This window comes from Labrys miyagiensis, assembly GCF_030160835.1.
Lineage (GTDB): Bacteria > Pseudomonadota > Alphaproteobacteria > Rhizobiales > Labraceae > Labrys > Labrys miyagiensis.
Genome location: NZ_BSPC01000010.1, coordinates 1 through 20,501, shown reverse-complemented (window position 1 = coordinate 20,501; position 20,501 = coordinate 1). Strand labels below are relative to the sequence as shown.

Below are 20,501 nucleotides of genomic sequence, written 5' to 3'. Positions count from 1 at the left end.
TCTTTTGCAGCTTGAGGCTCGGGGGGCGCGGCTCTTAATAAGCTTACGCTTGGTCGATTCGGACGACAATACAAAATAGGCCAACTAAAGAACAGTTTATAGCGCCTAACAAAAACAATTTGTTAAGCATAGTTGGTTGAGACCTAGGCATGGCCGAGAGGCTTTTGCGCTTATCCACGTGCATTATTCTTCCGAGTCCAATTTATCTGAAGTGATCAGCTTCGCTGACACCCATTTGTATCTCCTGAGCGAAACGAAATAAGCTTGTTGCGAGCAGTAAAACAGCGAGAAGAAACATAGCCGCAGCGCCAAGTTCGTGCTGGAATCCAAAGAATGCCGCAATGAAAGAAACGGCTAGAAGCAGGGTCGTGCAAATTGCGGCGCACAGTGCCAAATAAATCGCTCCGCTCAGCAGTTTCACACGTCTCCTTAATCGTGGCAGATCCGCCTTAAGCTTGTGTCGTTTGTCGTCACCGTCGTCGATTTCGTTAAGCGTACGGATCCGCTCCAGGAGAGAAACCAGGCGCCCGTGCAGAATCGAGGTAAACCCAGCGACCGCCCCGAGCAGGAAAGCCGGGGCGGCCGCGTGGGAAAATATTTGAGACAACTGAGCCACATCCGGAGTTAGCAACATAGAGCCTCACCGAACTTTTTGGGCGAATATCGAGCTCTTCTCATTTCTCCAATCCACCGGCTGGCACTTTGCCGGGAATAGAGAACCCTCCTACGGCTCGGCAGTCACATCGAACCAACTCCACTCAGTAGGGACGATAATAGGGACGATAATAGGGAGCATCATAGTACGGGGCGTACGGTGCATAAGGCCGGTAGTAAGGGTCCTCGGCAGCTGCAGCCGCTCCTGCATAGAAGGCACCTCGACGGGCGGTCCGTCGTGCCATGCCGGCGAATGACAGAGGCGTGAAGGGAAGGCCTATAATATCAACGAAGACTGCGGCAGGACCGTCGGCGCCATCGAGATTTCCCTCGAGAACCTGCACATCGAAGGAGATCTGCGTGCCCTCGGCCTTCGGGCTCTTAAGCACGACCACCGCGTCCTTCACCTCCGAGCCATCCTTGTTGAACACGGACACAGTCGCATTAGGCGGGTTTTTTCCAAAGCTATCAGCAGCATCCCATTCTTCGAGCAAGTGTGCCGTCAAAGCATGCCCGGCCGCGCGGACAGGCCGATCTGCGAAGATGATTGAGTTTGGCACAACGCCGGTCAGCGTCAGGGTGTTATTGGCAAGTGTGGCTCCCGCGGCGTTCATGACAATGAGGGAGGGTTCGACCTGCGACCTCGCCTGCGTGGGCGTGCCGATGGTCTTCAACGACGGCCCCGGCGTCGCTTCCTGGGCAAACGCTGCAGATGTCAAAGCCAAAGCCATGGCACATGCGCCGAAATAAGAGAGTCGCATTTTTTGCTCCTTATTTGAGTGAGAAACTTTGGTTGCATGAAAAAGATGTGCGGTTGCCAGGACTGTAGATTGTCGGATCAGCTGCAAAACTGGTTATGGCTTGAGATCTGGGCTTCCTCGACGAATGATTGGTCATATTCGGCTCGACTTCCCCAGGTCGCCAAGTACGGTCGAACCACGAGACCAAAGGCCCTTCTAAGTAGATGATTGTGAGCGCCAGCTCAGACGCTCGGGCGTCCAACTCACCTTCCTCTCGGGCGGCAGTATCCAAGAGCCACGATGGTCGAGGGATTGCCTTCATTCCGAGAATACACGCTCACCATCAGGAGGCACCATCAAATTACTTGGCGAGCGAGCCAATCTGAGCAATTTTCCTTCTGAGTGTAGCTTCCATGTGGTCGAAAATACCCAAGGGTAGCGTTTCTCGTGAACTGAGATTGCCGAGATTCCGAACAGGATGGGTTAAGTCGACAATGCCTCGGGTAAAGTTTAGCATATTGGGGATGTAATTGATATGCGGTTCCGACAATGCAACTGTAACGTGTATATAACATTACTCGAGGAAAGATCCAGCCACCAAAGATCCTGCTCAAAATTTATAGCTTATCCGGGCCAGAACCTGGTTCACACTCGGTTGCTGGCTGAAGCCGACAATGCCAAGGCTTCGATTTGCGACGGGATAGGTGTAGTCCTCGGAAGAAAACCTTGTATAGCGGTACTCCAAGCCGGCAATCCAATGGTCGGTGAAGGCATATTCAGCGCCTGCACCCAAAGTGGTGTTGTCAGACTAACCCTAAGTTGTCTCTGCCAGATGCACGGAGGTCAAACCGAGGCTCGGTTTAGGCTGGGACGGTCCGCCACTCGGCCAGGGCGGTCGAGCGTCTCTGTTTGTAGATTTGCCGGCTGACGAGGTGGCGCTCCGAATAAAAATGATTGTGGATCTGGCTGTGGACGGCGACGAATTTCTGAAGCGTCTTCGTCCGACGGAATTTGAGCATCGCCGCCTCTCGTCGTCGGAACCGTTGATGGGAATTCTCGGCCCGATTGTTCTTCCACCGGCCCTTTTCGCGGCGTTTGAGGTCGCCGATCTCCCTCATCGCCGCGCCGTAGGAGTGCAAGCCGTCGGTGACGATGAATTCGGGACGGACTTAGCGCTTCATCGCTTTCTTGAGGAATTTCAAGGCACCGGCCTTGTCCCGCGTCTTGCTGACGCAGAACTCCAAGGCCTCGCCCTCGTGATCGACGGCCCGCCAGAGATAGTGGAGCTCGCCGTTGACCTTCACCAAAACCTCATCGACGTGCCAGCGCCAGCGGCTGAAATTTCCGGCCCTCACCCATCTCTTGCGGATTTCGCGAGCGAACAACGGGCCAAAGCGGTCCCACCAAAATCTCACGGTCTCATGGCAGATGTCGATGCCCCGTTCATGCAGCAGGTCCTCCACATTCCTCCATGACAAGGGGTAGCGAACGTACATCATTACCGCGAGGCGGATGACCTCTGGCGACGAATTGAAATAGCGAAAGGGATTGAGTTTGGGGCGCGCCATCCTCGCTCCCTACCCGACGCCGCCACCTTCGGCAATTTGCTCTGACAGAGCCCTGAGGCCACCTACGAAGACCGCACGCTCAACACCCAAATTCTCGGGCCGACCGCGATCGAAGGTTACCTCGCGCGAATTCTGCCCAGTGCTCCCTTCGGCAAGGACGCCACGCTTCGGCACGTCCTCGGTGGCAACAGGGGCGGGGGGTTCGAATGGGTCAGCGGACCTTCCTCGAGACAGATGTCCGGCGTGACGGCGCTCGAACTCGACGGCGATGGCAAGATTACGCGCCTTACGACCGTCTATGACGGCCGGCAATTGGCCCCAGAGGCTCTGGAGAAATTCGCTGCTCTATCACTCCAGCGCTGAGCCGTCGCCACGCTCTCGGCGCGACTACGACGCTCTTCCTCGGCCTTGCGCAACGCTGATTTGCGTCCGCGCTGTCCCAATCTCGATCGTCAGACGGGTCCGACGTCCAACTCTCCACAAACAAAAGGAATTTCCCATGCTCGACCATATCGGACTTCGCACCACGCAATTCGATGTCCTCGTGCGATTCTACGAAGTGACCTTGACGCCACTCGGTTACACAAAGCTCTTCGCGTGGGAGGGAGGCGCAGGATTCGGACGCAATGGCACCGCCGCGCTGTGGATCCATTCTTCGAAGACCAAACCCACCGGCATTCATATCGCCCTCTCCGGAGCTGACAACGGCAAGCCGGGTCTTAGAACAGACTACCACGCGAACTACTACGCTGCGTTCGTGATCGATCCCGACGGCAACAACCTCGAAACGGTCTGTTACGTCGCCGCATGACCGTGCTGCCCGCAGCATTGCGGCTTCAGCGAGATCCGAAAAAGAGAAGGTCTCATGATCGATACCTCAATCTGGACGCCTCGAGTGTTGGGGATCCTTCGCATCGTTACCGCATTGCTCCTTCTTGAACACGTCACGATGAAGTTTCTCGAATTCCCGGCGCGGAGCGCCAGACTCCCATATCCATTGCCGACGATTGAAGTCGTGGCCGGTAACATCGAGCCGGTAGCCGGCGCTCTCATCCTTGTCGGTCAGCTCACGCGAGTCGCTGCGTTCATTGCGTCGGGCGAGACGGCGGTGGCCTACTTCCTCGTTCATCTCCATCTAAACTTCTGGCCAACCCTCAATCAGGGCGAGGCAGCGATCTTTTTCAGCTTCATTTTCCTCTTTCTGGCCATCGCCGGTGGAGGAAGCTGGTCGCTTGAACATATCCGGCAAATCAAATTCGGCGTCGCAGAACGACGGTCCTCCTAGTCACCGCAGCGGGCGGACATATCGGCCGACTTCTCGCCGAAGGTCTCGCCGACGCGGGCCGTCTTCAGATCGCCGCAAAACGCGCAACCCCTTCAAGCTCTTAGATCTCGCCACCAGGCCGCACAGCGTTGAAAACCCACTCGCCACCGCACCGAAACAGAGAAATGATATGTCAGACAAACTTCCGCCCGCCGCGCTCGATCAGCTCTTTCGTACCGCGAGAACCCACAAGGACTGGAGCGACCGTCCTGTTGAGGAGGAACTCCTAAGGGAGCTCTACGAGCTTCTGAGGTGGGGGCCCACCTCGATCAACAGTTACCCGGCGCGTTTCATCTTTGTTCGTAGTCTCGAGGGCAAGCAAAAGCTTGCCAGCGCGGTGATGGAGGGCAACCGTGCGAAAATCCACGCGGCGCCCGTGACCGTCATTATTGGCAATGATCTCGATTTTGCGGACAAATTTCCGACGCTTCTGGGTCACCTGCCGCCTGAAAGAGTGAAGATGCTGGACGCTATGAACCCGGTTCCAGAAGTCACGGCAATGCGCAACGGCACCCTGCAAGGGGCTTATCTCATCCTGGCGGCGCGCGCCCTGGGCCTGGGCTGCGGGCCGATGTCGGGCTTCGACAATCAAATTATGGATCGGGCTTTCTTCCCGGGCGGTCGAAATGAATCGAATTTCATCTGCGGCCTTGGCTACGGGAAACTGGAATCGCTGCAACCGCGCAACGCGCGGCTGGAGTTTGAGGACGTAGCTCATTTCGCATGACGAGCAGGACAGGGCTGAACGCCCATGTTGGTCTGGTTCGTCGGTGGGTTGGACTTCGGACGACTCGGAGAACGAAAACGGTAGAACGCATTAAAAGCAATCGCAGCGAAGAATAAGCGATCGTCAGCGTCGACCACATCAAGCGAGGGTCCTATTCGGTGCTGGCGATCAATCGGTGCAAATCGGCCCCGAAGATTGACCCCGGGCAATTTGGAAACAACCAGCTGAAAGAACGGTGAAATTCGAGTTCTATGTGGGGTCGGTATCGGCGCCGATCCTGACCCCACAACGGCCAAGATATTTCCGGGAAATCATTAGGTTAGGCAGGGTATCGCAAGGGGGGCAATCTTCGAGGTCGATTCACAGGCCAACTTCCGTTCCCGGCGCTTTGTCGAAGTCCGAGCGTGCAGGCAGAAATTCGCATAACGACTGTTATGGCCTTCGATTTCAGCGTGGCCCTCGAGGCGCCCAATATGCTCGTCAGCGAGCGAGCACCGTTTGGCTGTTCGAACGTGAGTTCAAGGTATCTCGAAATTGCTCTGAACGTGCTCAGCCTGAAATGCCTCCAGCCAACGGTTCGGTTGCAAACTCGACTTGTCATAATGATTGTCGCAGGGAGATCAGCGTACCCAATGTGACAAGAACGACGCCCGCCAAGGTGGGCAGGGTCGGAGGCTCGTTGAGGAGAATAAGCCCGGTGATAGTCGTCACAGCGGGCACCGCCGTCGTGAAGAGAGACACTTTCGCAGGCCCCAGAAGGGTCACCGCGCGCGTATAGACCAAAATCGAAACAGTGCCGGTCAATACGCCCTGGAAAGTACCCTGGATCAAAAGATCCTGCCAGCCGGCCTGCAGCATCCTGGTGCCGGGCAGGGCGATATAAACAGGCAGAAATAGGAGTGCCGATACCGCCGTTACGATTGCAGCCGCATGAGGGGCGGGCAGCCGCAGCTGTCTGACATAGATCCCATAGCCGGACCAGGAGAGTGAGGCCAGCAGCAGGCAAAGATCACCGGCTAGAAGTCCCGGGGACGCCTTGTTCAATCCATCCCAGGTTGCCGCGGCGATCCCCAGGAGCGCCGCGGCAAGGCCCGCTCCGAATTGCGTACGCGCTTCGCCCGCGCCCAAAGCCCGAGTCAGAAAAAATGTGGTCAGCGACAAGGTACCGTGAAGCAGTATGCCGCTGTGTGCGACAGGAGCGAGCTTGAAGCCTGCGTAAGCGAACATTGCGAAGGCCAACCCACCCAACAAGGCCAGCTTGACGGCTTGCAGCAGGCGAACGCCACCCAGGCCGTATTTGAAGAGGAAAGGTGACAGCAGCAGGCCACCGATGCCGAAGCGCAGAGCCGCAATATCGGGAAGCGTCAGCCCGGTTGTAAGACCAAGGCGCGACGAGATGGCGAAACTGGAAAACAGAGCCACGGACCCGCAAGCAAATGCGATCCCGCGCCGGCGGGCGCTCTGTATCTCCGGCGCCGGAGAGCCTCCGTCCAACATGATCGTTTCGCCTCGTTGCTGATGGGGACCAGTATGACCGGGCTATCCACCCGCTTTGCTCTGGTAGAGCTGTACGATGCCAGTCAGGTTTTCATGGCCGTAGCCTTCACGGATGCCTCGGGCGAAGATGGCCCGCGCGAGCGCCGCCATTGGCGCGGCTTTCGCGCTCCCGGCCGCTTTCATGACATACCGAAAGTCCTTCTCGACCAGCTCAATGGGGAACAACGGAGCGAAATTGCCAGCAAGCATCGATGCGGCGGCAGCCCTGGCCGCCGTACTGAAGACGGCGGTAGCGCCGATGATCTCGACCGTCTGGGCCGGATCGAAACCCTGACGGCGGATCGTTTCGACAACCTCCGCCATCGCCAGGACCTGTATGCCGAACAGGGCGTTGACCGCCAATTTCGTGATCGTGCCTGCGCCCGACGGTCCAGCGTGGTGCACAGCTGCGCCCATATCCAGCAAGACCGATTTGGCGCGCTGGAGAGCATCGCTGTCGCCTCCGGCGAGGAAAACCAGCTGACCCAGATCGGCATGAGGGCGCGAGCCTGCAACCGGCGCGTCGATGAACGTCTTGCAAGCAAGTTCGAACTGGCCAGCCAACTCTCGGACCCAGTCGATGCTCAATGTCGAGCTCTCGATCGTGATGGCACTAGAAGACATCGCCGCGAGCGCGCCAGTCCGCTTTTCCAACCAGGCACGTCGTGAAGCGGCGTCATCGCGCAGCATGGAGATGATGAAGGCAGCGCCCGATGCGGCTTCGCGCGGCGAGGAGGCCACATTCGCCCCTGCGCGTTCCAGAATCGCCGTCTTGGCCGCGTTACGATTCCAGACAGTAACCTTATGGCCTGCCGCAACGAGCTTTGCGGCCATGCGTGACCCCATGGCGCCGAGGCCGAGGAAGGCGATCTTCGACATTTAGTCTTTCCACTTTGCTGTGTTGGGATCCTCGCCCTCTGGCACGAGTGGCTGTCAGGGCAAATCTCTTCGAAGAAAAGTTATCGATGAGCTATGCTACAATAAATGGTTGTTATTTCATTATATTCATGCTGAAATTACATCAATGGAACCGCGATACATGGATCTCGTCATCGAGGTTGCCCGCCAGGGCAATTTTGCAGCCGTGGCCCGCAGCCGCGGTGTCGATCCCTCGTGGGTCTCACGCACCATTGCTTCGATCGAGGATGATCTGGGGTTCCGTCTCTTTCAGCGCACGACCCGCAGGTTGGCGCTAACAGAAGCGGGCGATATCTTCCTCAGGCGGATCGAGGCGATTGTAGAAGAATTCGAGCAGGCTCGGGACGAGGCACTTGCAGTGAGTGCGGGGCCAACGGGCATATTGCGGATGACGACCTCGGTCGGCTTCGGACAGAAGGTCATCGTTCCTTTGGTGCCGAGATTCCGATCCCTGTACCCGAAGGTCGATCTCGATCTGATCTTGTCCGACAGCAATCTGAACCTGGTCAATGACCGGATCGATCTGGCGATCCGGCTCGCGGCCAACATGTCGGGGGACGGGATCGTCAGCAAGTTGATGGACACGACCTATCATGTCTGTGCAAGCCCTGACTATCTTTCACGCCACGGACAGGTGCAGACACCCAGCGAACTAAAGGAGCGTGATTGTCTGCTCTTCAGGCTGCCAGGCTTTCGGTCCCACTGGGTCTTCAGCAGCGCCGCCAGCGAGGAGATCGAGGTGCCTGTGCATGGCGGGATTGTCGTCTCGAGCGCCCTGGCGCAGCATGCGCTGACGGTTGCGGGTATGGGCCCGGCCCTACTCGCCGACTGGCTGGCTGACGACGATATCCAGCGCGGGCGGCTGGTGAACTTGTTTCCGAACCATACGGTTACGGCGACCACTGTGGAGACTGCCGCCTGGCTGCTCTATCCAAGCAAATCGTTTCTGCCGCAGAAGGTTCGCGTCATGATCGATTTTCTAAGGAGTGAAATGACGGGGCGACGAGGAAACCTGTAGCCCGCAAGAGGCGAGCCGCTGCAGTGTCGTTGAAGCAAAAGCGCCCGCAAGACGACGCTTCGGCCTGTCATCTCGCGGGCTCCGAACAGAACACACCGAGCATTACGTGGCGGCAGATTTGCGATCGTCAGGATGGGCCCAGGCCAGAGCCTTGATGGGCTCATCCAGTTCTGTATGGGCGAGGGCGTTGGTGAAGTTCGAGATCAGCTTTGCCGCAAGGCCCGTCAATATCTCCAACGCCTGTCGCTGATTGTAGCCGGCTTGCAGGAAGACCTGCAGCTTCTCGTCGCCCACATGCCCTCGGGTCCCGATGAGCTGCCGAGTGAAGACGCGCAGCGCTTCGAGCTTCGGATCGGAGAGGGGATGGCCTTCTCGCAAGGCCTCGATGTGCTCAGCGGGCATCGCCGCCATCTTCATGAGCATCGAGTGACCCGCCGTACAGTAATGGCAGCGGTTCTCGAAGTTCGCAGTCATCATCACAACCTGCTGTTCGAGCGGTGTGAGGCTTGTGTGTCGCTGAAACAAAGTGAAGGCGCGATTGTAGGCTTCATAGGTGGCAGGAGCGGCTGCCAGGATCTGATGAAGCTTGGGAAAGAAACCGAAGGCTGCAATCGACTCCTGGATCTGTTGGCGTGATTCCTGCGGTGCGGTGTCTTGCGTGAAATATTCGAACATCTGCCGTATTCCTTTTGGCTTCCCACAGCCCCATACAGTCCGCGCGGTGAATTCTGAAGGACAGCCGTCGAAAGGCCTTGCAGCGGGTCAGTTGCACCTGCCACCAGTTTTGATACGGCCGATCGATGCAACTTGAGACGAAGGCGAAGGCGTGACCGGCCCTTCAAGTGAAGACGTTCTTTCAGTGAGCCGAGTGTGGGTTGTGATTGAGTATGCGGGTCAAACTGGAACTACCGTCCGGATCCTTCGTTCAGGCGCCGAACGATGTTTTGTGATAATGCCGGCCTACCCCACCCAAAAAGCCGGTGTTTCTCAGGATACTCATGCGAAATCAGCATGAATGGAGTCAGCTTTCGTCAAGCCGGTGCGCCGTGTTGCGAGTACTGACTGGACGCTGAGATGGTGCGTTTTGCGACCGCTCTCTGTGGCGCCAAGAACGGTTGGAATGTTAGCCCCCACTGGAGGATCTGTCTGGATGGCGGCTCCGCACGGCAGGGCCGCCTTGTAATTTTTGCAGGACACCGAGTGCCTACGGCTTGTCTGCAGTGTCGCCGCCGAGATCTTTTTTGAACTGTGCCAAGTCCACCAGCATACCGTTGAGCACCGTGCTCCAGTGCCGTTCCAACGCCGACACCGCAACAGCCTCCTTAATTTCCTGGTCGCTCGCACCTGCCTTTTTGGCGCTTTGCGTGTCCGACCAGATGCAATACTGACAGGGGATCTGAGCCGCCACTGCAAGCGCGATGAGCGCCTTTGTCTTTGCGGACAGGGCCGTGTCGTCGCTGAATTCTAGGGCTTTCGCCTCATTCCAAGCGCCCGGTAGCGCGGCCTCCGGAAATGCCTTTATGAACTCAGGCACCTTGCCGAAAACCTGTTCAATTTCCTTGTGTGTCTGAGCAAGCGAACCAGACATGTCGTCGGCTCGTGCCGAGGCCCATGGCGCCACAACCAAAAGCACGGCAGCGGCTGCCATAGAGGTAAACGAGATCAGTGAATTTGTGGCCTTGAGGACTGCTGCGGTCATTTTGAAACTCCTTCTCGCGTAGAACTGGCATTGGCCAATCCTTGGAGCTGAGGAGATGCTGCCGCCTTTGGAAAAGTTCACCTCAGTGACATTTTCGACTTGAGTTCACGGGAAGTTTATTCCTCATAGCGCATCTGGCGTGGAGCGAGATGAATGTGCAGGCGCGATACCTGGAACGTTCCTTCTCGCATGACAAGCACGCAGCCAGGCGGACAATGATCGGGTGATTCTGGCGGATTGATAAACGCACCTTCGATGACCGTCAGGTTGCCGCTGGCCATGATACGGAGAGGAGCGATACGCACGCCGGTGTGCAGGTCGTCGTCCACTTCAACATCCAAATGCGCGCGACCGACCGACCGCGTTCCGGTCGACCATATGAGTTGCAAATCGTCCGCATAATGCGCAAGAAAATCGTCCCGACGCCCGCGATAGAGCTCCCTGAAGGCCTCCCGGTAGAATGCCTGCCGATTGGATAGGCAAACTTCATGCTCATCGTGGTGCTTGTCTGCCAAAGCCAAGAGGACTTTCGAAAGACGTGTCTTGGCCTCGAACAGTCTGCTTCGAATGGTTCCTATCGGCACGCCAAGGATCGCAGACATTTCCTCGTAGGAATTACAGCAGCTGAAGTAGCGCAAGATCACAGTGGCACGTTGCGGTTCTGGCAGGTCCTGCAGGGCCGTCCAGACCCAATCTCGTAATTTTCGAATCTGTATTGTGCTCTCTATGCTTTCCGCTTCCGACATTTGCCCCAAAAAGCGGGCGGCTTCGTCAAGGCGTGCCTGGGGCCAGGCGCGTCGGCGATGCATCAAGCATTGGTTCTTCAAAATTGCATGCAACCAGCCCCCGATTGCCGCGGGTTCTCTTAGTTGGTGAAGTCGCCCCAGCACGGTGAGAAAAGTATCGTGCACGGCATCTTCTGCATCACCGGAGTACCCGAGTAACGCGACGGCCGCCGCGTAAAGCCGTGGGCGATATCGTTCGAATAACAGAGTAAGGCTGGTGGTGCAGCCGTTGATCGCCGCGATGACAATCTCGGCTTCGTTGGCCTCTTTTGTTGGAGCTAGATCACCGTGATCCATGGCGTCACCCCACTATCCCGATCGTACCCAGGGCCTGAGACGTCCGAGAAATCCGACCAGGCAGCTATTTGAACCTGCTTCTCGGCGCCTCACGCCAAAATGATAACTGCTGGCACCGCCACTGCCAGCTGTACGAATATTCACTCCACTCTGTTACTGGGCTTCAACGCAAAGGTGCCTCCGCTCCCTCTTGCATTGCCGTCATTCGTTGTACCGAGGCGGACGATACGTAAGTGAGGAGACCGCCAAAATGCCTACGAACGCTGTCGCTCGTTTTTCCTGGTGCCAGTAATGGAACAGCCGAGCGTAACGCTCCCCCTGTCAGAGGCGAAGAGAGCATGTCTGCAAGGAGCACGGCGAATAATGACATCAGTGACAATCAGGCTCGCGGAACCGACCGACGCCGCCTATTTTCCCGCAATCGAGCAATCCGCAGGCGAACTCTTTCGAACGATTGAGGATCTGGCGTGGATTGCCGATAGCGAGAATCTCACCGACCCGCATTATGCAGAACTGATCCGATGTGGGGCTAGTTGGGTGGCATGTACTCAAGACGGCCGACTCATCGGCTTCCTCTGCGCGGAAATCATGGAACACGAACTGCATATTCATGAGCTCGCAATTGTGTTCGATTTCCAGAGACAGGGCATCGGTAGGCAACTGCTCGACACGGCCGTCGCATGGGCTGCCGAGAGTGACCTTGCGGGTGTGACACTGACCACATTCCGGTGCGTTGCCTGGAATGAGCACTTCTATGCCAGGGCTGGATTTGAAACGCTCCCCGAGAACCGTGTAGATCCACGCCTTGCGGCTATCATGAAATTCGAGATTGCAAGAGGACTGCCCGCCGATCGCCGCTGCGCCATGTGGCGGCCGCTCAATCGCACACTCAAGTAATCGAGAATTGCGTGCATCATGTCGGTAATCTGGGCGCCCGGCAGGATGACATCGGCATTTGCTCCGTGTCGATCGGACGGCCGCTTTTGCAAAGGCGTCGGACGTTCCCGGTCTCGGTGAAGGGACCCGAGATACCAGGCCGGCCTGCGTCTCCTCTCGCAGCAGGCGATAGGGACCCAGCGTAGGCGTATGAGGATTGACCCGAGGCTAGAGAGCCCAGGTTGGTAGCGCCTCTGCTACGTCGACTCACACAGGCATTCCTGCACAGCCGCTCGTCGGTCTTGCGGGGACGGGGGGCGTTCATTGTAGAAGGAGGCAACCAAGGAACTGTGCTATGACCCCGCGTGATTTTCCGGTGCTGCTGCGCCGCCGCACCGCAACCACCGCTGGTGCAATCATTCTGGGCCTCGTGGCGCTGGCTTTTGCCTGGGCGGCGGACGAAGCGTCTAAGCTCTTTGAGATTCTGGTCGAGAAGGCGCCCTATGCACCGCTGGTGGTGACGCCGGTGGGGCTGGCCACTATCGTGGCTCTCACCCGGCGTATTGCGCCGCAAGCGCGCGGCTCTGGCATCCCACAGGTCAGCGCCGGCGCTGAGGATCCCAAGCGCGCCGTGGCTGCCGGCCTCATCTCGATTAAGACGGCGATTTTCAAGTTGGCCGCGACGGTCGCTGCTCTTCTGATCGGCACTTCTGTCGGACGCGAAGGGCCGACGGTCCAGATCAGTGCCGCGATCATGGCTTTTGTGCACCGGACGCTGAAGATTGAGCTATCCGCCGCCGTTGTGATTGCGGGAGGTGCGGCCGGCGTCTCCGCGGCCTTCAACACGCCGTTGGCTGGCATTGCCTTTGCGATCGAGGAACTCGCCTCATCCTACCATCAGCGCCTGGCTTTGCTTGCCATGGCGGCGGTGATGATCTCCGGTCTGGTCAGCCTCGGCATTGCCGGCGACTATGTCTACTTCGGCGCTATTCATGAAATGCTGCCGCTCAAGGCCTCCCTCATCGTATCGCCTCTGGCTGGCGTTCTGGGCGGCCTGTGCGGCGGTCTGTTTTCCAGGACGGTGCTCGCGTTTGGAAGCACCTTCTGGGTCCCTGTCGCCGCCTTGCGCCGCAGGCCGATTATACTGGCGTTGCTGTGTGGATTGCTGGTTGCCATTTGTGGCGTCATTACGGGAGGCGCCACCTGGGGCGCGGGCTACGATTATGCCCGCCAGTTGGTTGAATCGCACACCCAGCCCTTCTGGTTCGGGCCTGCAAAATTCTTCTCGACCCTCGTTACCATGCTGAGTGGCGTGCCGGGCGGCATCTTCGCTCCCTCGCTCGCGACGGGTGCAGGCGTCGGCAATCTCCTGGCCCTGGTCTTTCCCAATCAACCTTTGGGTGCAGTCGTTCTGCTCGGCATGATCGGCTATTTCGTCGGCGTGGTTCGAGCGCCGCTGACGGCAGTGATCATCATCTCGGAGATGACCGATAGCCGTGCCATGGTGTTGCCTCTGCTCGCGGCCGCCATCATCGCTGACGGCGTGTCGGCGATGATCTGCCACGAGAAGCTTTACCACGCGCTCTCAAAGGCCTTCACCTTGCCACAGCAGCAGGAAGGGGGAGGCAAGGAATGAAATTGCTGAATCGCCGTCGTTTCGCATAGCGGGCGGTATGGAACGTGGTGGCGGCAGGTTCAAATCCCGCTCCCGCAACCACTTCCTGCATAAGTCAATCGCCTTCTGGGTCTAATCGCCCAGATGGCGTTTTGCGTTTAACAGCCTGAACTTCCGGGCACTACCGCCCGAGCGGACCTGCTCCGGTTTGAGGGGGTTGTTTCCCCAAGATGGAGACACGTTCGACCGCTCCGCTGCAGGTCAGTACTACAGTATCGCCGGCATGAACCTGCTCGTCGCGACTATTATCTTCTGGGACCAAACATCTAGAGATTGCGCCGAACGCTTTTCCCAAGCTGATTGTCGTGTTTCCGATCGACGTGACGGCTGACGGTGAGATTGCACAGTAATGTCGACCATGCTCAACGGTCCTGAACGGGCGCGCCGCGTCTGACTACGCTCAGGCTCTGACGGCGCTCGCGGAAAAGCTCTTCGACAATCTGGCCGGGGTGCTCGACGCATGGGGCGAGGGCAAGAAGCTCAACAGCCGCATCGGCTTTACAAGCCCATAAAGCATCGGCCCGACGCGCGGTCGCGGCCGATATCCTGCTGCTCTTCCTGGCCGTGATCGCGTGGCCGCCGCTGCCTCTTGGGCGGCTGCCGATCATCAAGATCGTCGGCAGGTTGATGATGGTGGCCGGCCATGGTGACGGGCTGCCGATCACCACCATAACGGTCATGCCCTGGCGGTCTTGATCATCATGGTGCCGCCATCCACCATGGTGATCATGGTCGCCATCCCAGTGTTTTCATAATATCCTGGCAAAGCTCTGTTGGATATTGATTTCCAACTTTCGCGTACCTGAGGTACGGAAAGGTTGTAATCTGTTCCAATTTGCGCCCAGATATGCTACCTTTCCTTCCTTGAGGCACGGAAAGGTTGGAAAATGGGAGTATATCTGGTCGGCGAAAACATCGACAAGCACCGCGCGCATTACATGACCGAGACGGGCAACGGCGTGCAGCTCATGCGCGGCATCTATGCGGATGCCGGCGATGATATCGAGGCCATGGTCCTACGGCATGCCGTGCGCATCGCCCGCTACCTTTATCCGCATGCCTATCTATCGGCGGCCAGCGCCATGCTGCTAGCACCGACGCGTGACGGCAGGCTTTTCCTAAGCGGCCGCCGCAAGCAACGGACACGCATCCGCTCCCTCGAAATCATCCAAAACGAAGCGCCGCCGCGCCCCTCGGTCGGCCGCGCCGTCATCGGCGACGACATGGGAGAATTCCATGTCAATGTATCGGCGATGCGGCAGCGTTTCCTGGAGGCTTTCCGGCTACGTAGCGAACATGCGGCCTCGCTTGACGAGGCGATGCGCGAAAGCATCGCGGCCCGGCTTGTTGAGGAATATGGCAGCACTCAGGGGGCAGCGGACGCTGTCTTCGCGCTTGCCCGCGAAAATCAGTGGTCCAGGGAGGCGGAACAGGCTGAACGGTTCCTAAGACGCGCACCAGTCGCCGCGCCGGTAGCCAACCAGGCAACGCTTGACCTGATCGTGGCCTGGCATGGCGCACCGATCGGCAATCTGACGCATGATGGATTCGAATGGCGCTGGCGGTCTACCGACGCGGACGGGCCGGCGCTTGTGCGGAAAACCACGCCCGGCCTGTTGCCCCCATTCATCGAAGCGTTGTTGCCGGAGGGCTGGCTGAATCGCGTACTGAAGAACCCGGACGAACGGACCGAACTGCGCAGCGGCAAGCGCTATATGTCGAACATTACCATCGTTGAGCGCGTTGAGGAGTTGGCGCAACTGCCCGCCGATATCCTGGCGACGCCTCTTGATGCCTATACGAGGGACGCGATGTTTACGGGGTCTTATGTCGGGCCCGGCCGCGGCGATCTGCAGCACAGTTTCGAGCAGCACCTGGCCGCAATTTTCGCGCGGGGAGAAACGCCTCGCTTGCCCGGCGTGCAGATCAAGGCGCCGATGTTCCTGGACGGTAGTGGCAAGCTGGCGCCCAGCACGGATACGCCGTTCACCCATATCCTGAAGCCTGCAGGCGCGTCGGGATTTGAGGCCCTGCCGGCGATCGAATGGCAATCCATGGAACTTGGCCGGGCCGGCGGGTTTGTCATGCCGTCAATCGCCCTTGTCCGCATGCCGGACGACATGCCGGCGGCGCTGCTGGTCGAGCGTTTCGACATACGCACCCGCCAGGATGACCGGCGGCGGCTGGCTCTCGAGGACATGTCCTCGGTCCTCGATGTGCCTGCCCGGGAAAAATATACCGGAACATTCGAACGGATTGCCGCTGCTCTCCGGCCGCTATCAACCGATCCGGAAGCAGACCTGATCGTCCTTCTGAAGCGGGCGGTGTTCGCCTGGCTGATTGCGGACGGGGACATGCATCTGAAGAACATGGCCATGCTGAAGATCGCGGGCGAAGGCTCGCGGACATTCACGTCCGTCCGCATGGCGCCGCTCTACGACGCCGTGACGACGCGCGTCTTTCCGAGCCTGGAGCACGACCATATGGCGCTCAAGCTGAGCGGAAAGGACGAACGCCTGAAGAGGGCTGATTTCCGGCGTTTCGCTGTCACGGCTGGCATCACGGCATCAGCGGCCGATACCGCAATGGACGAACTGGCGGCGGCGCTTGAGCGCGGGCTCGATGGGCTTGCGCTGCCCGCGCCGTTGACAGATGGCTCTACCGGCGCTGAGCGGGCGGCGCAGATGCGCGATATCGTCCGCGGCCAGCTGGCAGCGTTCTCCTAGGGGACATGGGGATGTCCGCAACGCTATGCTGGATCTGCGGCGCGCCCGCGACAACGCGGGAACATAAGACGAAGCGAACGGATCTGCAGGCTATCCTCGGCCAGCCCACCCAGCAGCAACCCATGTTCGTTACCGACCGCAGGAAGTTGAACCGGCGCGTGGGAAGGCGCCTTGCCGTAATCGATCAGGCGCTGCAGCTTGATATGGGCGACCGCCTCCAGCTGGAGGTTCCGGCGTTCGGGATCGCCCGCGTAATCGCCCGCCAGGGCCCGGTCAATGTCGACCGGCCGAGTGTTATGGCCTTCAATAAGGTAGGAGTAGTAGCAGTTCATCGAGCGGACCAGGTCGCCGATCGAGGTCTGCAGGACAGGATGAAGCCGGCCCGCCAAAGCGCTGGCTTTTGATACGAGATCAGTGGCGAGATCCGCCAGCTCGTGCCGGTGGTCCTCGGGGAGCATGGGCTCCATTTGTGTGATGTTCATTTGCCGGTCCTTTTGCCGCTAAAATCGTAAGGACAGGCAACTAGATAAGTCAAATTTGACAGACAACGTTTGCCGGTGTTTTTGCCGGTGGGTGTAATGTGATTGCCACTTAACGGGAGAGCCGTACTGCCCGACACCTGGACGAGCTGCAGCCAAGCGTCGTCCGGTCGTCAAAGCCGGGCCCTTTTGGCGGCCCTGTCAGAACAAATTGCCGAAGGTGGCGGCGTAGGGTAGGGAGCGAGGATGGCGCGCGCCAAACTCAATCCCTTTCGCTATTTCAATTCGTCGCCAGACGTGATCCGCCTCGCTGTGATGATGTATGTTCGCTACCCGTTGTCATGGAGGAATGTGGAGGACCTGCTGCATGAACGGGGCATCGACATCTGCCGTGACACCGTGAGATTTTGGTGGGACCGCTTTGGCCCGTTGTTCGCTGGCGAAATCCGTAAGAGGCGGGTGAGGGCTGGAAACTTCAGCCGCTGGCGATGGCATGTCGATGAGGTTTTCGTGAAGGTCAACGGTAAGCCCCACTATCTCTGGCGGGCCGTCGATCACGAAGGCGAGGTGTTGGAGTTCTGCGTCAGCAAGACGCGGGATAAGGCCGCCGCTTTGAAATTCCTCAAGAAAGCCATGAAGCGCTACGGCCGTCCCGAGATCATCGTCACCGACGGGTTGCGCTCCTATGGTGCGGCCATGCGGGAACTCGGCAACCTCAAACGCCGGGAGGTGGGCCAGTGGAAGAACAATCGGGCCGAGAATTCCCAACAACCGTTCCGACGACGAGAAGCGGCGATGCTCAAATTCCGGGCGACGAAGACGCTTCAGAAATTCGTCGCCGTCCACGGCCAGATCCACAACCATTTTTATTCGGAGCGCCACCTCGTCAGCCGGCAAATCTACAAGCAGAAACGCTCGGCTGCCATTGCCGGGTGGCGGGCACTCGCGGCCTAAACCGAGGTCTGGATTGGCCTTCGTGCACCCGGCGGAGACAACTCGGGGTTAGTCTGACAGCACCCTCGCTCTGGATGTGGCCGATGACCTTCATCACCGTCATGCTAATAGGCAGTGCGCTGGGCTTGGCACACATCGCCCTGCCGCTTGTTGAGCCCGGCATTCTCGCGTCGGTAGTTGTGCTGGGGCTCATGGTAGCAATGGCAGTGGATCTGCCTCTTTGGCTCGGCGCCGCGATCATTGGTGTTTTCGCGCTGTTACACGGTCATGCCCACGGAACCGAAGTGGCGGTTGCTGTAAACGGGCTCTAATATATGCCGGGATTTACGGTCGCTACAGCGACGCTGCACGCACTTGGCATTGGCTTGGCGCTGACCTTGCAACGCGGGGTACTGAGCCGGCTTAGTCGCCCTTCTGGCGTGGTCTGCGTCACCGTGGGCGTCGGATTATGCACGGGAGTTCTCTGAGCCGAGGCCCGGGGAAACGCTTCCGGCATGCCGTGAGATTGTCCGGAACGAGGATGTTTCGACAGGGGCCGCCAGCGACGAAAGGAGAAAATATGGCTCGCTTACTTTCGGTCAATGTGGGCCTGCCGCGTGACATTGCCTGGCAAGGCAAGACCGTCCATACCGCCGTTTGGAAGACACCCGTCCAAGGCCCCCGCCTGGTGCGCAAGCTAAACATCGATGGCGATGGGCAAGGGGACCTTGCCGGGCACGGCGGCGAGCACCGGGCCGTCTTGGTCTACCAGATGGAGTCCTATCGCTTCTGGCAAAACGAGCTGAGCCGTAACGATTTCACCTATGGACAGTTCGGGGAAAATTTCACGGTCGAAGGCCTGCCGGACCGGGAAGTGTGTATTGGCGACCGTTACCGAATTGGCAGCGGCCTGTTCGAGGTCACGCAGCCGCGGGTCACCTGCTACCGGGCAGGCATCCGCATGAACGAGCCGCAAATGGCCGCGCTGCTGGTCGCGCGCGGCAGACCGGGTTTCTATCTGCGTGTCCTGGAAGAAGGCGAAGTCGAAGCAGGCGATGAGATCGTCAAGGTCGGGACTGCCCCCGAGCAAATGACGGTCTGCGAGATCGATGCGCTGCTCTATCTGCCCGGCCACCCGCGCAGCCAGCTTGAGCGCGCGTTGCGCATCCCCGCGTTGAGCGCTGGCTGGCGCGCCTCCTTCCAGGCGCTGCTTGCGCAAGAGCAGAGTGGTGGCGCGGTAACGGGAAACGCCGGACTCGCTCCGCTTTCGGGGCCGCCTCCGGCATGGGCCGGGTTCCGACCTTTGCGGGTGTCGCACAAAATTCGCGAAAGCAGCACCGTGATGTCGCTGGTGCTTGAGCCCATGGATGAACGTCCCCTGGCCGTGGCCCTTCCCGGCCAGTTTGTCGTGCTGCGCCTGACGCTGGCCCGTGATGCGCCGCCGGTGATGCGCAGCTACTCGCTGTCGAGTGAACCCAGTGACGGCTGCTATCGGATAAGTGTGAAGCGGGAACCGCGCGGTGCGGCGGGCGCGTACATCGATGAGAAGGTGCAGATTGGCGACGTGCTGGAGGTGAGCGCGCCACGCGGCAGCTTCGCTCTGCGGCAGGGCGAGGGTCCCGTCGTCCTCTTAAGTGCGGGGGTGGGCGCGACGCCTGTCATCGCGATGCTCCATGCATTGGCAGCCAAAGCATCGGCGCGTGAGGTCTGGTGGCTCTACGGAGCACGCCAAGGTCGCGAGCATCCCTTTGCCGAGGAGACTCGAACCCTGCTCAAGGCCATGCCGCGGGGCCATCGCCATATACGCTACAGTTCCCCCGATTCCGGGGACAGGCTGGGTGTTGATTTCGATGCGCGTGGGCATCTGGACGTTCGGGTGCTTCGGGAGCTTGAAGTACCGCGCAATGCCGACTTCTTCATCTGCGGACCATCCGCCTTCATAGGTGACCTGACTGCCGGCCTCGCCGACTGGGGCATAACGACGGACCGCATCCATACGGAGCTGTTCGGCTCGGGACCATCGATTACACCAGGCATCGCCACCTCATCGCATCGTCCCCACCAGCCACCAGGGCCGCCTGGTGCGGGACCGCTGGTGTCATTCGCCCGGAGCGGCCTGAGCGTCCGGTGGGGTTCGGCCTTTCAGAGCCTCCTGGAGCTTGCCGAAGCGTGCGACATCCCCACACGATGGTCGTGCCGCTCAGGCATCTGTCACACTTGCGAAACCGGGCTTGTGGCTGGAACAGTCACCTACCGGCCCTATCCGATCGATCCGCCAGTGGCAGGCAGTGTGCTGGTATGCTGCTCCCAGCCTCAGGGCGACGTCGTGGTCGATCTTTGATGCGTTGGACATGCCACACATCTCGTGTGCAGCTCGCCGGGTGAGATTTTCCGCACTCCGACGCCGGTAGGCGCATTCGGCGGCACCGTATGCTATCCGCCGACATCGCCGAGAACCGCTTCGGTGGTTCGTGACGGCCTACCCGCTCGAAACTGCCGGGGATACTCCAGCGGGGTATGTCAAGGCACGAACTGCTGGCCGCCAT

At 59.1% G+C, this 20,501-nt stretch carries 20 protein-coding genes and 2 pseudogenes; 11 read left to right on the top strand and 11 right to left on the bottom strand.

Annotated elements, in window-relative coordinates; all coding sequences use genetic code 11:
- Positions 1 to 202: 202 nt before the first annotated feature.
- The 4 genes and pseudogenes from QQL24_RS06400 to QQL24_RS06385 all read right to left on the bottom strand — a co-directional run bounded on the left by QQL24_RS06400 (position 203) and on the right by QQL24_RS06385 (position 2,962).
- On the bottom strand, positions 203 to 634 hold the full coding sequence (locus QQL24_RS06400; protein WP_284311075.1) for a DUF2721 domain-containing protein: 432 nt from the start codon (positions 632 to 634) through the stop codon (positions 203 to 205).
- A gap of 124 nt (positions 635 to 758) precedes the next feature.
- Positions 759 to 1,415 (bottom strand): hypothetical protein, encoded by a 657-nt coding sequence (locus tag QQL24_RS06395; protein WP_284311074.1) that lies wholly within the window; start codon positions 1,413 to 1,415, stop codon positions 759 to 761.
- Between the two features lie 589 nt (positions 1,416 to 2,004).
- Positions 2,005 to 2,187 carry an outer membrane protein gene (locus tag QQL24_RS36550; RefSeq protein WP_284311073.1) on the bottom strand — a complete coding sequence of 61 codons (183 nt, stop codon included), beginning with the start codon at positions 2,185 to 2,187 and terminating at the stop codon, positions 2,005 to 2,007.
- Positions 2,188 to 2,254: 67 nt separating this feature from the next.
- Positions 2,255 to 2,962 (bottom strand): annotated as a pseudogene (locus tag QQL24_RS06385) (IS6 family transposase).
- Between the two features lie 234 nt (positions 2,963 to 3,196).
- Between QQL24_RS06385 and QQL24_RS06380 the strand changes: the two are divergent.
- The 4 genes from QQL24_RS06380 to QQL24_RS06365 all read left to right on the top strand — a co-directional run bounded on the left by QQL24_RS06380 (position 3,197) and on the right by QQL24_RS06365 (position 5,013).
- Complete coding sequence (locus QQL24_RS06380; protein WP_284311072.1) at positions 3,197 to 3,325, top strand: hypothetical protein; 129 nt, start codon at positions 3,197 to 3,199, stop codon at positions 3,323 to 3,325.
- Positions 3,326 to 3,461: 136 nt separating this feature from the next.
- Positions 3,462 to 3,773 carry a VOC family protein gene (locus QQL24_RS06375; protein WP_284311071.1) on the top strand — a complete coding sequence of 104 codons (312 nt, stop codon included), beginning with the start codon at positions 3,462 to 3,464 and terminating at the stop codon, positions 3,771 to 3,773.
- Between the two features lie 54 nt (positions 3,774 to 3,827).
- Positions 3,828 to 4,247 (top strand): DoxX family protein, encoded by a 420-nt coding sequence (locus tag QQL24_RS06370; RefSeq protein ID WP_284311070.1) that lies wholly within the window; start codon positions 3,828 to 3,830, stop codon positions 4,245 to 4,247.
- A gap of 169 nt (positions 4,248 to 4,416) precedes the next feature.
- On the top strand, positions 4,417 to 5,013 hold the full coding sequence (locus QQL24_RS06365; RefSeq protein WP_284311069.1) for a malonic semialdehyde reductase: 597 nt from the start codon (positions 4,417 to 4,419) through the stop codon (positions 5,011 to 5,013).
- A gap of 597 nt (positions 5,014 to 5,610) precedes the next feature.
- Here QQL24_RS06365 and QQL24_RS06360 read toward each other — a convergent pair.
- Together QQL24_RS06360 and QQL24_RS06355 are read right to left on the bottom strand one after the other, a co-directional pair.
- Positions 5,611 to 6,510 (bottom strand): DMT family transporter, encoded by a 900-nt coding sequence (locus QQL24_RS06360; RefSeq protein WP_284311068.1) that lies wholly within the window; start codon positions 6,508 to 6,510, stop codon positions 5,611 to 5,613.
- A 42-nt stretch (positions 6,511 to 6,552) separates the two neighbouring features.
- Positions 6,553 to 7,428, bottom strand: a complete 876-nt coding sequence (locus tag QQL24_RS06355; RefSeq protein ID WP_284311067.1) for an NAD(P)-dependent oxidoreductase — start codon at positions 7,426 to 7,428, stop codon at positions 6,553 to 6,555.
- Positions 7,429 to 7,588: 160 nt separating this feature from the next.
- Here QQL24_RS06355 and QQL24_RS06350 point away from each other — a divergent pair, with 160 nt between their 5' ends.
- Entirely contained in the window at positions 7,589 to 8,485 is an 897-nt protein-coding gene (locus tag QQL24_RS06350; protein ID WP_284311066.1) for a LysR family transcriptional regulator, read from the top strand.
- 102 nt (positions 8,486 to 8,587) lie between these two features.
- Here the strand turns inward: QQL24_RS06350 and QQL24_RS06345 are convergent, their stop codons facing one another.
- The 3 genes from QQL24_RS06345 to QQL24_RS06335 all read right to left on the bottom strand — a co-directional run bounded on the left by QQL24_RS06345 (position 8,588) and on the right by QQL24_RS06335 (position 11,266).
- Positions 8,588 to 9,160, bottom strand: a complete 573-nt coding sequence (locus QQL24_RS06345; RefSeq protein WP_284311065.1) for a carboxymuconolactone decarboxylase family protein — start codon at positions 9,158 to 9,160, stop codon at positions 8,588 to 8,590.
- A 529-nt stretch (positions 9,161 to 9,689) separates the two neighbouring features.
- The gene (locus QQL24_RS06340; RefSeq protein WP_284311064.1) at positions 9,690 to 10,184 is read right to left on the bottom strand and encodes a carboxymuconolactone decarboxylase family protein; all 495 of its coding nucleotides are present in this window, start codon (positions 10,182 to 10,184) and stop codon (positions 9,690 to 9,692) included.
- Between the two features lie 116 nt (positions 10,185 to 10,300).
- Complete coding sequence (locus QQL24_RS06335; RefSeq protein ID WP_284311063.1) at positions 10,301 to 11,266, bottom strand: RNA polymerase sigma factor; 966 nt, start codon at positions 11,264 to 11,266, stop codon at positions 10,301 to 10,303.
- A 363-nt stretch (positions 11,267 to 11,629) separates the two neighbouring features.
- On the opposite strand from QQL24_RS06335, the gene QQL24_RS06330 reads away from it, so the two are divergent.
- On the top strand, positions 11,630 to 12,163 hold the full coding sequence (locus tag QQL24_RS06330) for a GNAT family N-acetyltransferase (protein ID WP_284311062.1): 534 nt from the start codon (positions 11,630 to 11,632) through the stop codon (positions 12,161 to 12,163).
- A 334-nt stretch (positions 12,164 to 12,497) separates the two neighbouring features.
- On the top strand, positions 12,498 to 13,778 hold the full coding sequence (locus QQL24_RS06325; protein WP_284311061.1) for a chloride channel protein: 1,281 nt from the start codon (positions 12,498 to 12,500) through the stop codon (positions 13,776 to 13,778).
- Between the two features lie 401 nt (positions 13,779 to 14,179).
- Here the strand turns inward: QQL24_RS06325 and QQL24_RS06320 are convergent, their stop codons facing one another.
- Entirely contained in the window at positions 14,180 to 14,497 is a 318-nt protein-coding gene (locus QQL24_RS06320; protein ID WP_284311060.1) for a hypothetical protein, read from the bottom strand.
- A gap of 207 nt (positions 14,498 to 14,704) precedes the next feature.
- Here QQL24_RS06320 and QQL24_RS06315 point away from each other — a divergent pair, with 207 nt between their 5' ends.
- Entirely contained in the window at positions 14,705 to 16,543 is a 1,839-nt protein-coding gene (locus QQL24_RS06315; RefSeq protein WP_284311059.1) for a type II toxin-antitoxin system HipA family toxin, read from the top strand.
- A gap of 23 nt (positions 16,544 to 16,566) precedes the next feature.
- Here QQL24_RS06315 and QQL24_RS06310 read toward each other — a convergent pair whose 3' ends face one another.
- The gene (locus QQL24_RS06310; protein WP_284311058.1) at positions 16,567 to 17,025 is read right to left on the bottom strand and encodes a Fic family protein; all 459 of its coding nucleotides are present in this window, start codon (positions 17,023 to 17,025) and stop codon (positions 16,567 to 16,569) included.
- A 243-nt stretch (positions 17,026 to 17,268) separates the two neighbouring features.
- Between QQL24_RS06310 and QQL24_RS06305 the strand changes: the two genes are divergently transcribed.
- The 3 genes and pseudogenes from QQL24_RS06305 (at position 17,269) to QQL24_RS06295 (ending at position 20,296) form a co-directional block, all read left to right on the top strand.
- Positions 17,269 to 17,976 (top strand): IS6 family transposase, encoded by a 708-nt coding sequence (locus QQL24_RS06305; protein WP_284311057.1) that lies wholly within the window; start codon positions 17,269 to 17,271, stop codon positions 17,974 to 17,976.
- A pseudogene (locus tag QQL24_RS06300) lies at positions 17,955 to 18,443 on the top strand (HupE/UreJ family protein). The gene QQL24_RS06305 and the pseudogene QQL24_RS06300 overlap by 22 nt, the downstream one beginning before the upstream one ends.
- A gap of 92 nt (positions 18,444 to 18,535) precedes the next feature.
- Positions 18,536 to 20,296, top strand: coding sequence for an MOSC and FAD-binding oxidoreductase domain-containing protein (locus QQL24_RS06295; protein WP_284311056.1), 1,761 nt, complete (start codon positions 18,536 to 18,538; stop codon positions 20,294 to 20,296).
- Positions 20,297 to 20,501: the final 205 nt, after the last annotated feature.

Excerpts from the sequence above, each read along its gene's own strand:
- QQL24_RS06400 (WP_284311075.1), bottom strand. The coding sequence starts at position 634 with ATGTTGCTAACTCCGGATGTGGCTCAGTTGTCTCAAATATTTTCCCAC.
- QQL24_RS06395 (WP_284311074.1), bottom strand. The coding sequence starts at position 1,415 with ATGCGACTCTCTTATTTCGGCGCATGTGCCATGGCTTTGGCTTTGACA.
- QQL24_RS06380 (WP_284311072.1), top strand. The coding sequence starts at position 3,197 with ATGTCCGGCGTGACGGCGCTCGAACTCGACGGCGATGGCAAGATTACG.
- QQL24_RS06375 (WP_284311071.1), top strand. The coding sequence starts at position 3,462 with ATGCTCGACCATATCGGACTTCGCACCACGCAATTCGATGTCCTCGTG.
- QQL24_RS06370 (WP_284311070.1), top strand. The coding sequence starts at position 3,828 with ATGATCGATACCTCAATCTGGACGCCTCGAGTGTTGGGGATCCTTCGC.
- QQL24_RS06365 (WP_284311069.1), top strand. The coding sequence starts at position 4,417 with ATGTCAGACAAACTTCCGCCCGCCGCGCTCGATCAGCTCTTTCGTACC.
- QQL24_RS06360 (WP_284311068.1), bottom strand. The coding sequence starts at position 6,510 with ATGTTGGACGGAGGCTCTCCGGCGCCGGAGATACAGAGCGCCCGCCGG.
- QQL24_RS06355 (WP_284311067.1), bottom strand. The coding sequence starts at position 7,428 with ATGTCGAAGATCGCCTTCCTCGGCCTCGGCGCCATGGGGTCACGCATG.
- QQL24_RS06350 (WP_284311066.1), top strand. The coding sequence starts at position 7,589 with ATGGATCTCGTCATCGAGGTTGCCCGCCAGGGCAATTTTGCAGCCGTG.
- QQL24_RS06345 (WP_284311065.1), bottom strand. The coding sequence starts at position 9,160 with ATGTTCGAATATTTCACGCAAGACACCGCACCGCAGGAATCACGCCAA.
- QQL24_RS06340 (WP_284311064.1), bottom strand. The coding sequence starts at position 10,184 with ATGACCGCAGCAGTCCTCAAGGCCACAAATTCACTGATCTCGTTTACC.
- QQL24_RS06335 (WP_284311063.1), bottom strand. The coding sequence starts at position 11,266 with ATGGATCACGGTGATCTAGCTCCAACAAAAGAGGCCAACGAAGCCGAG.
- QQL24_RS06330 (WP_284311062.1), top strand. The coding sequence starts at position 11,630 with ATGACATCAGTGACAATCAGGCTCGCGGAACCGACCGACGCCGCCTAT.
- QQL24_RS06325 (WP_284311061.1), top strand. The coding sequence starts at position 12,498 with ATGACCCCGCGTGATTTTCCGGTGCTGCTGCGCCGCCGCACCGCAACC.
- QQL24_RS06320 (WP_284311060.1), bottom strand. The coding sequence starts at position 14,497 with ATGACCGTTATGGTGGTGATCGGCAGCCCGTCACCATGGCCGGCCACC.
- QQL24_RS06315 (WP_284311059.1), top strand. The coding sequence starts at position 14,705 with ATGGGAGTATATCTGGTCGGCGAAAACATCGACAAGCACCGCGCGCAT.
- QQL24_RS06310 (WP_284311058.1), bottom strand. The coding sequence starts at position 17,025 with ATGAACATCACACAAATGGAGCCCATGCTCCCCGAGGACCACCGGCAC.
- QQL24_RS06305 (WP_284311057.1), top strand. The coding sequence starts at position 17,269 with ATGGCGCGCGCCAAACTCAATCCCTTTCGCTATTTCAATTCGTCGCCA.
- QQL24_RS06295 (WP_284311056.1), top strand. The coding sequence starts at position 18,536 with ATGGCTCGCTTACTTTCGGTCAATGTGGGCCTGCCGCGTGACATTGCC.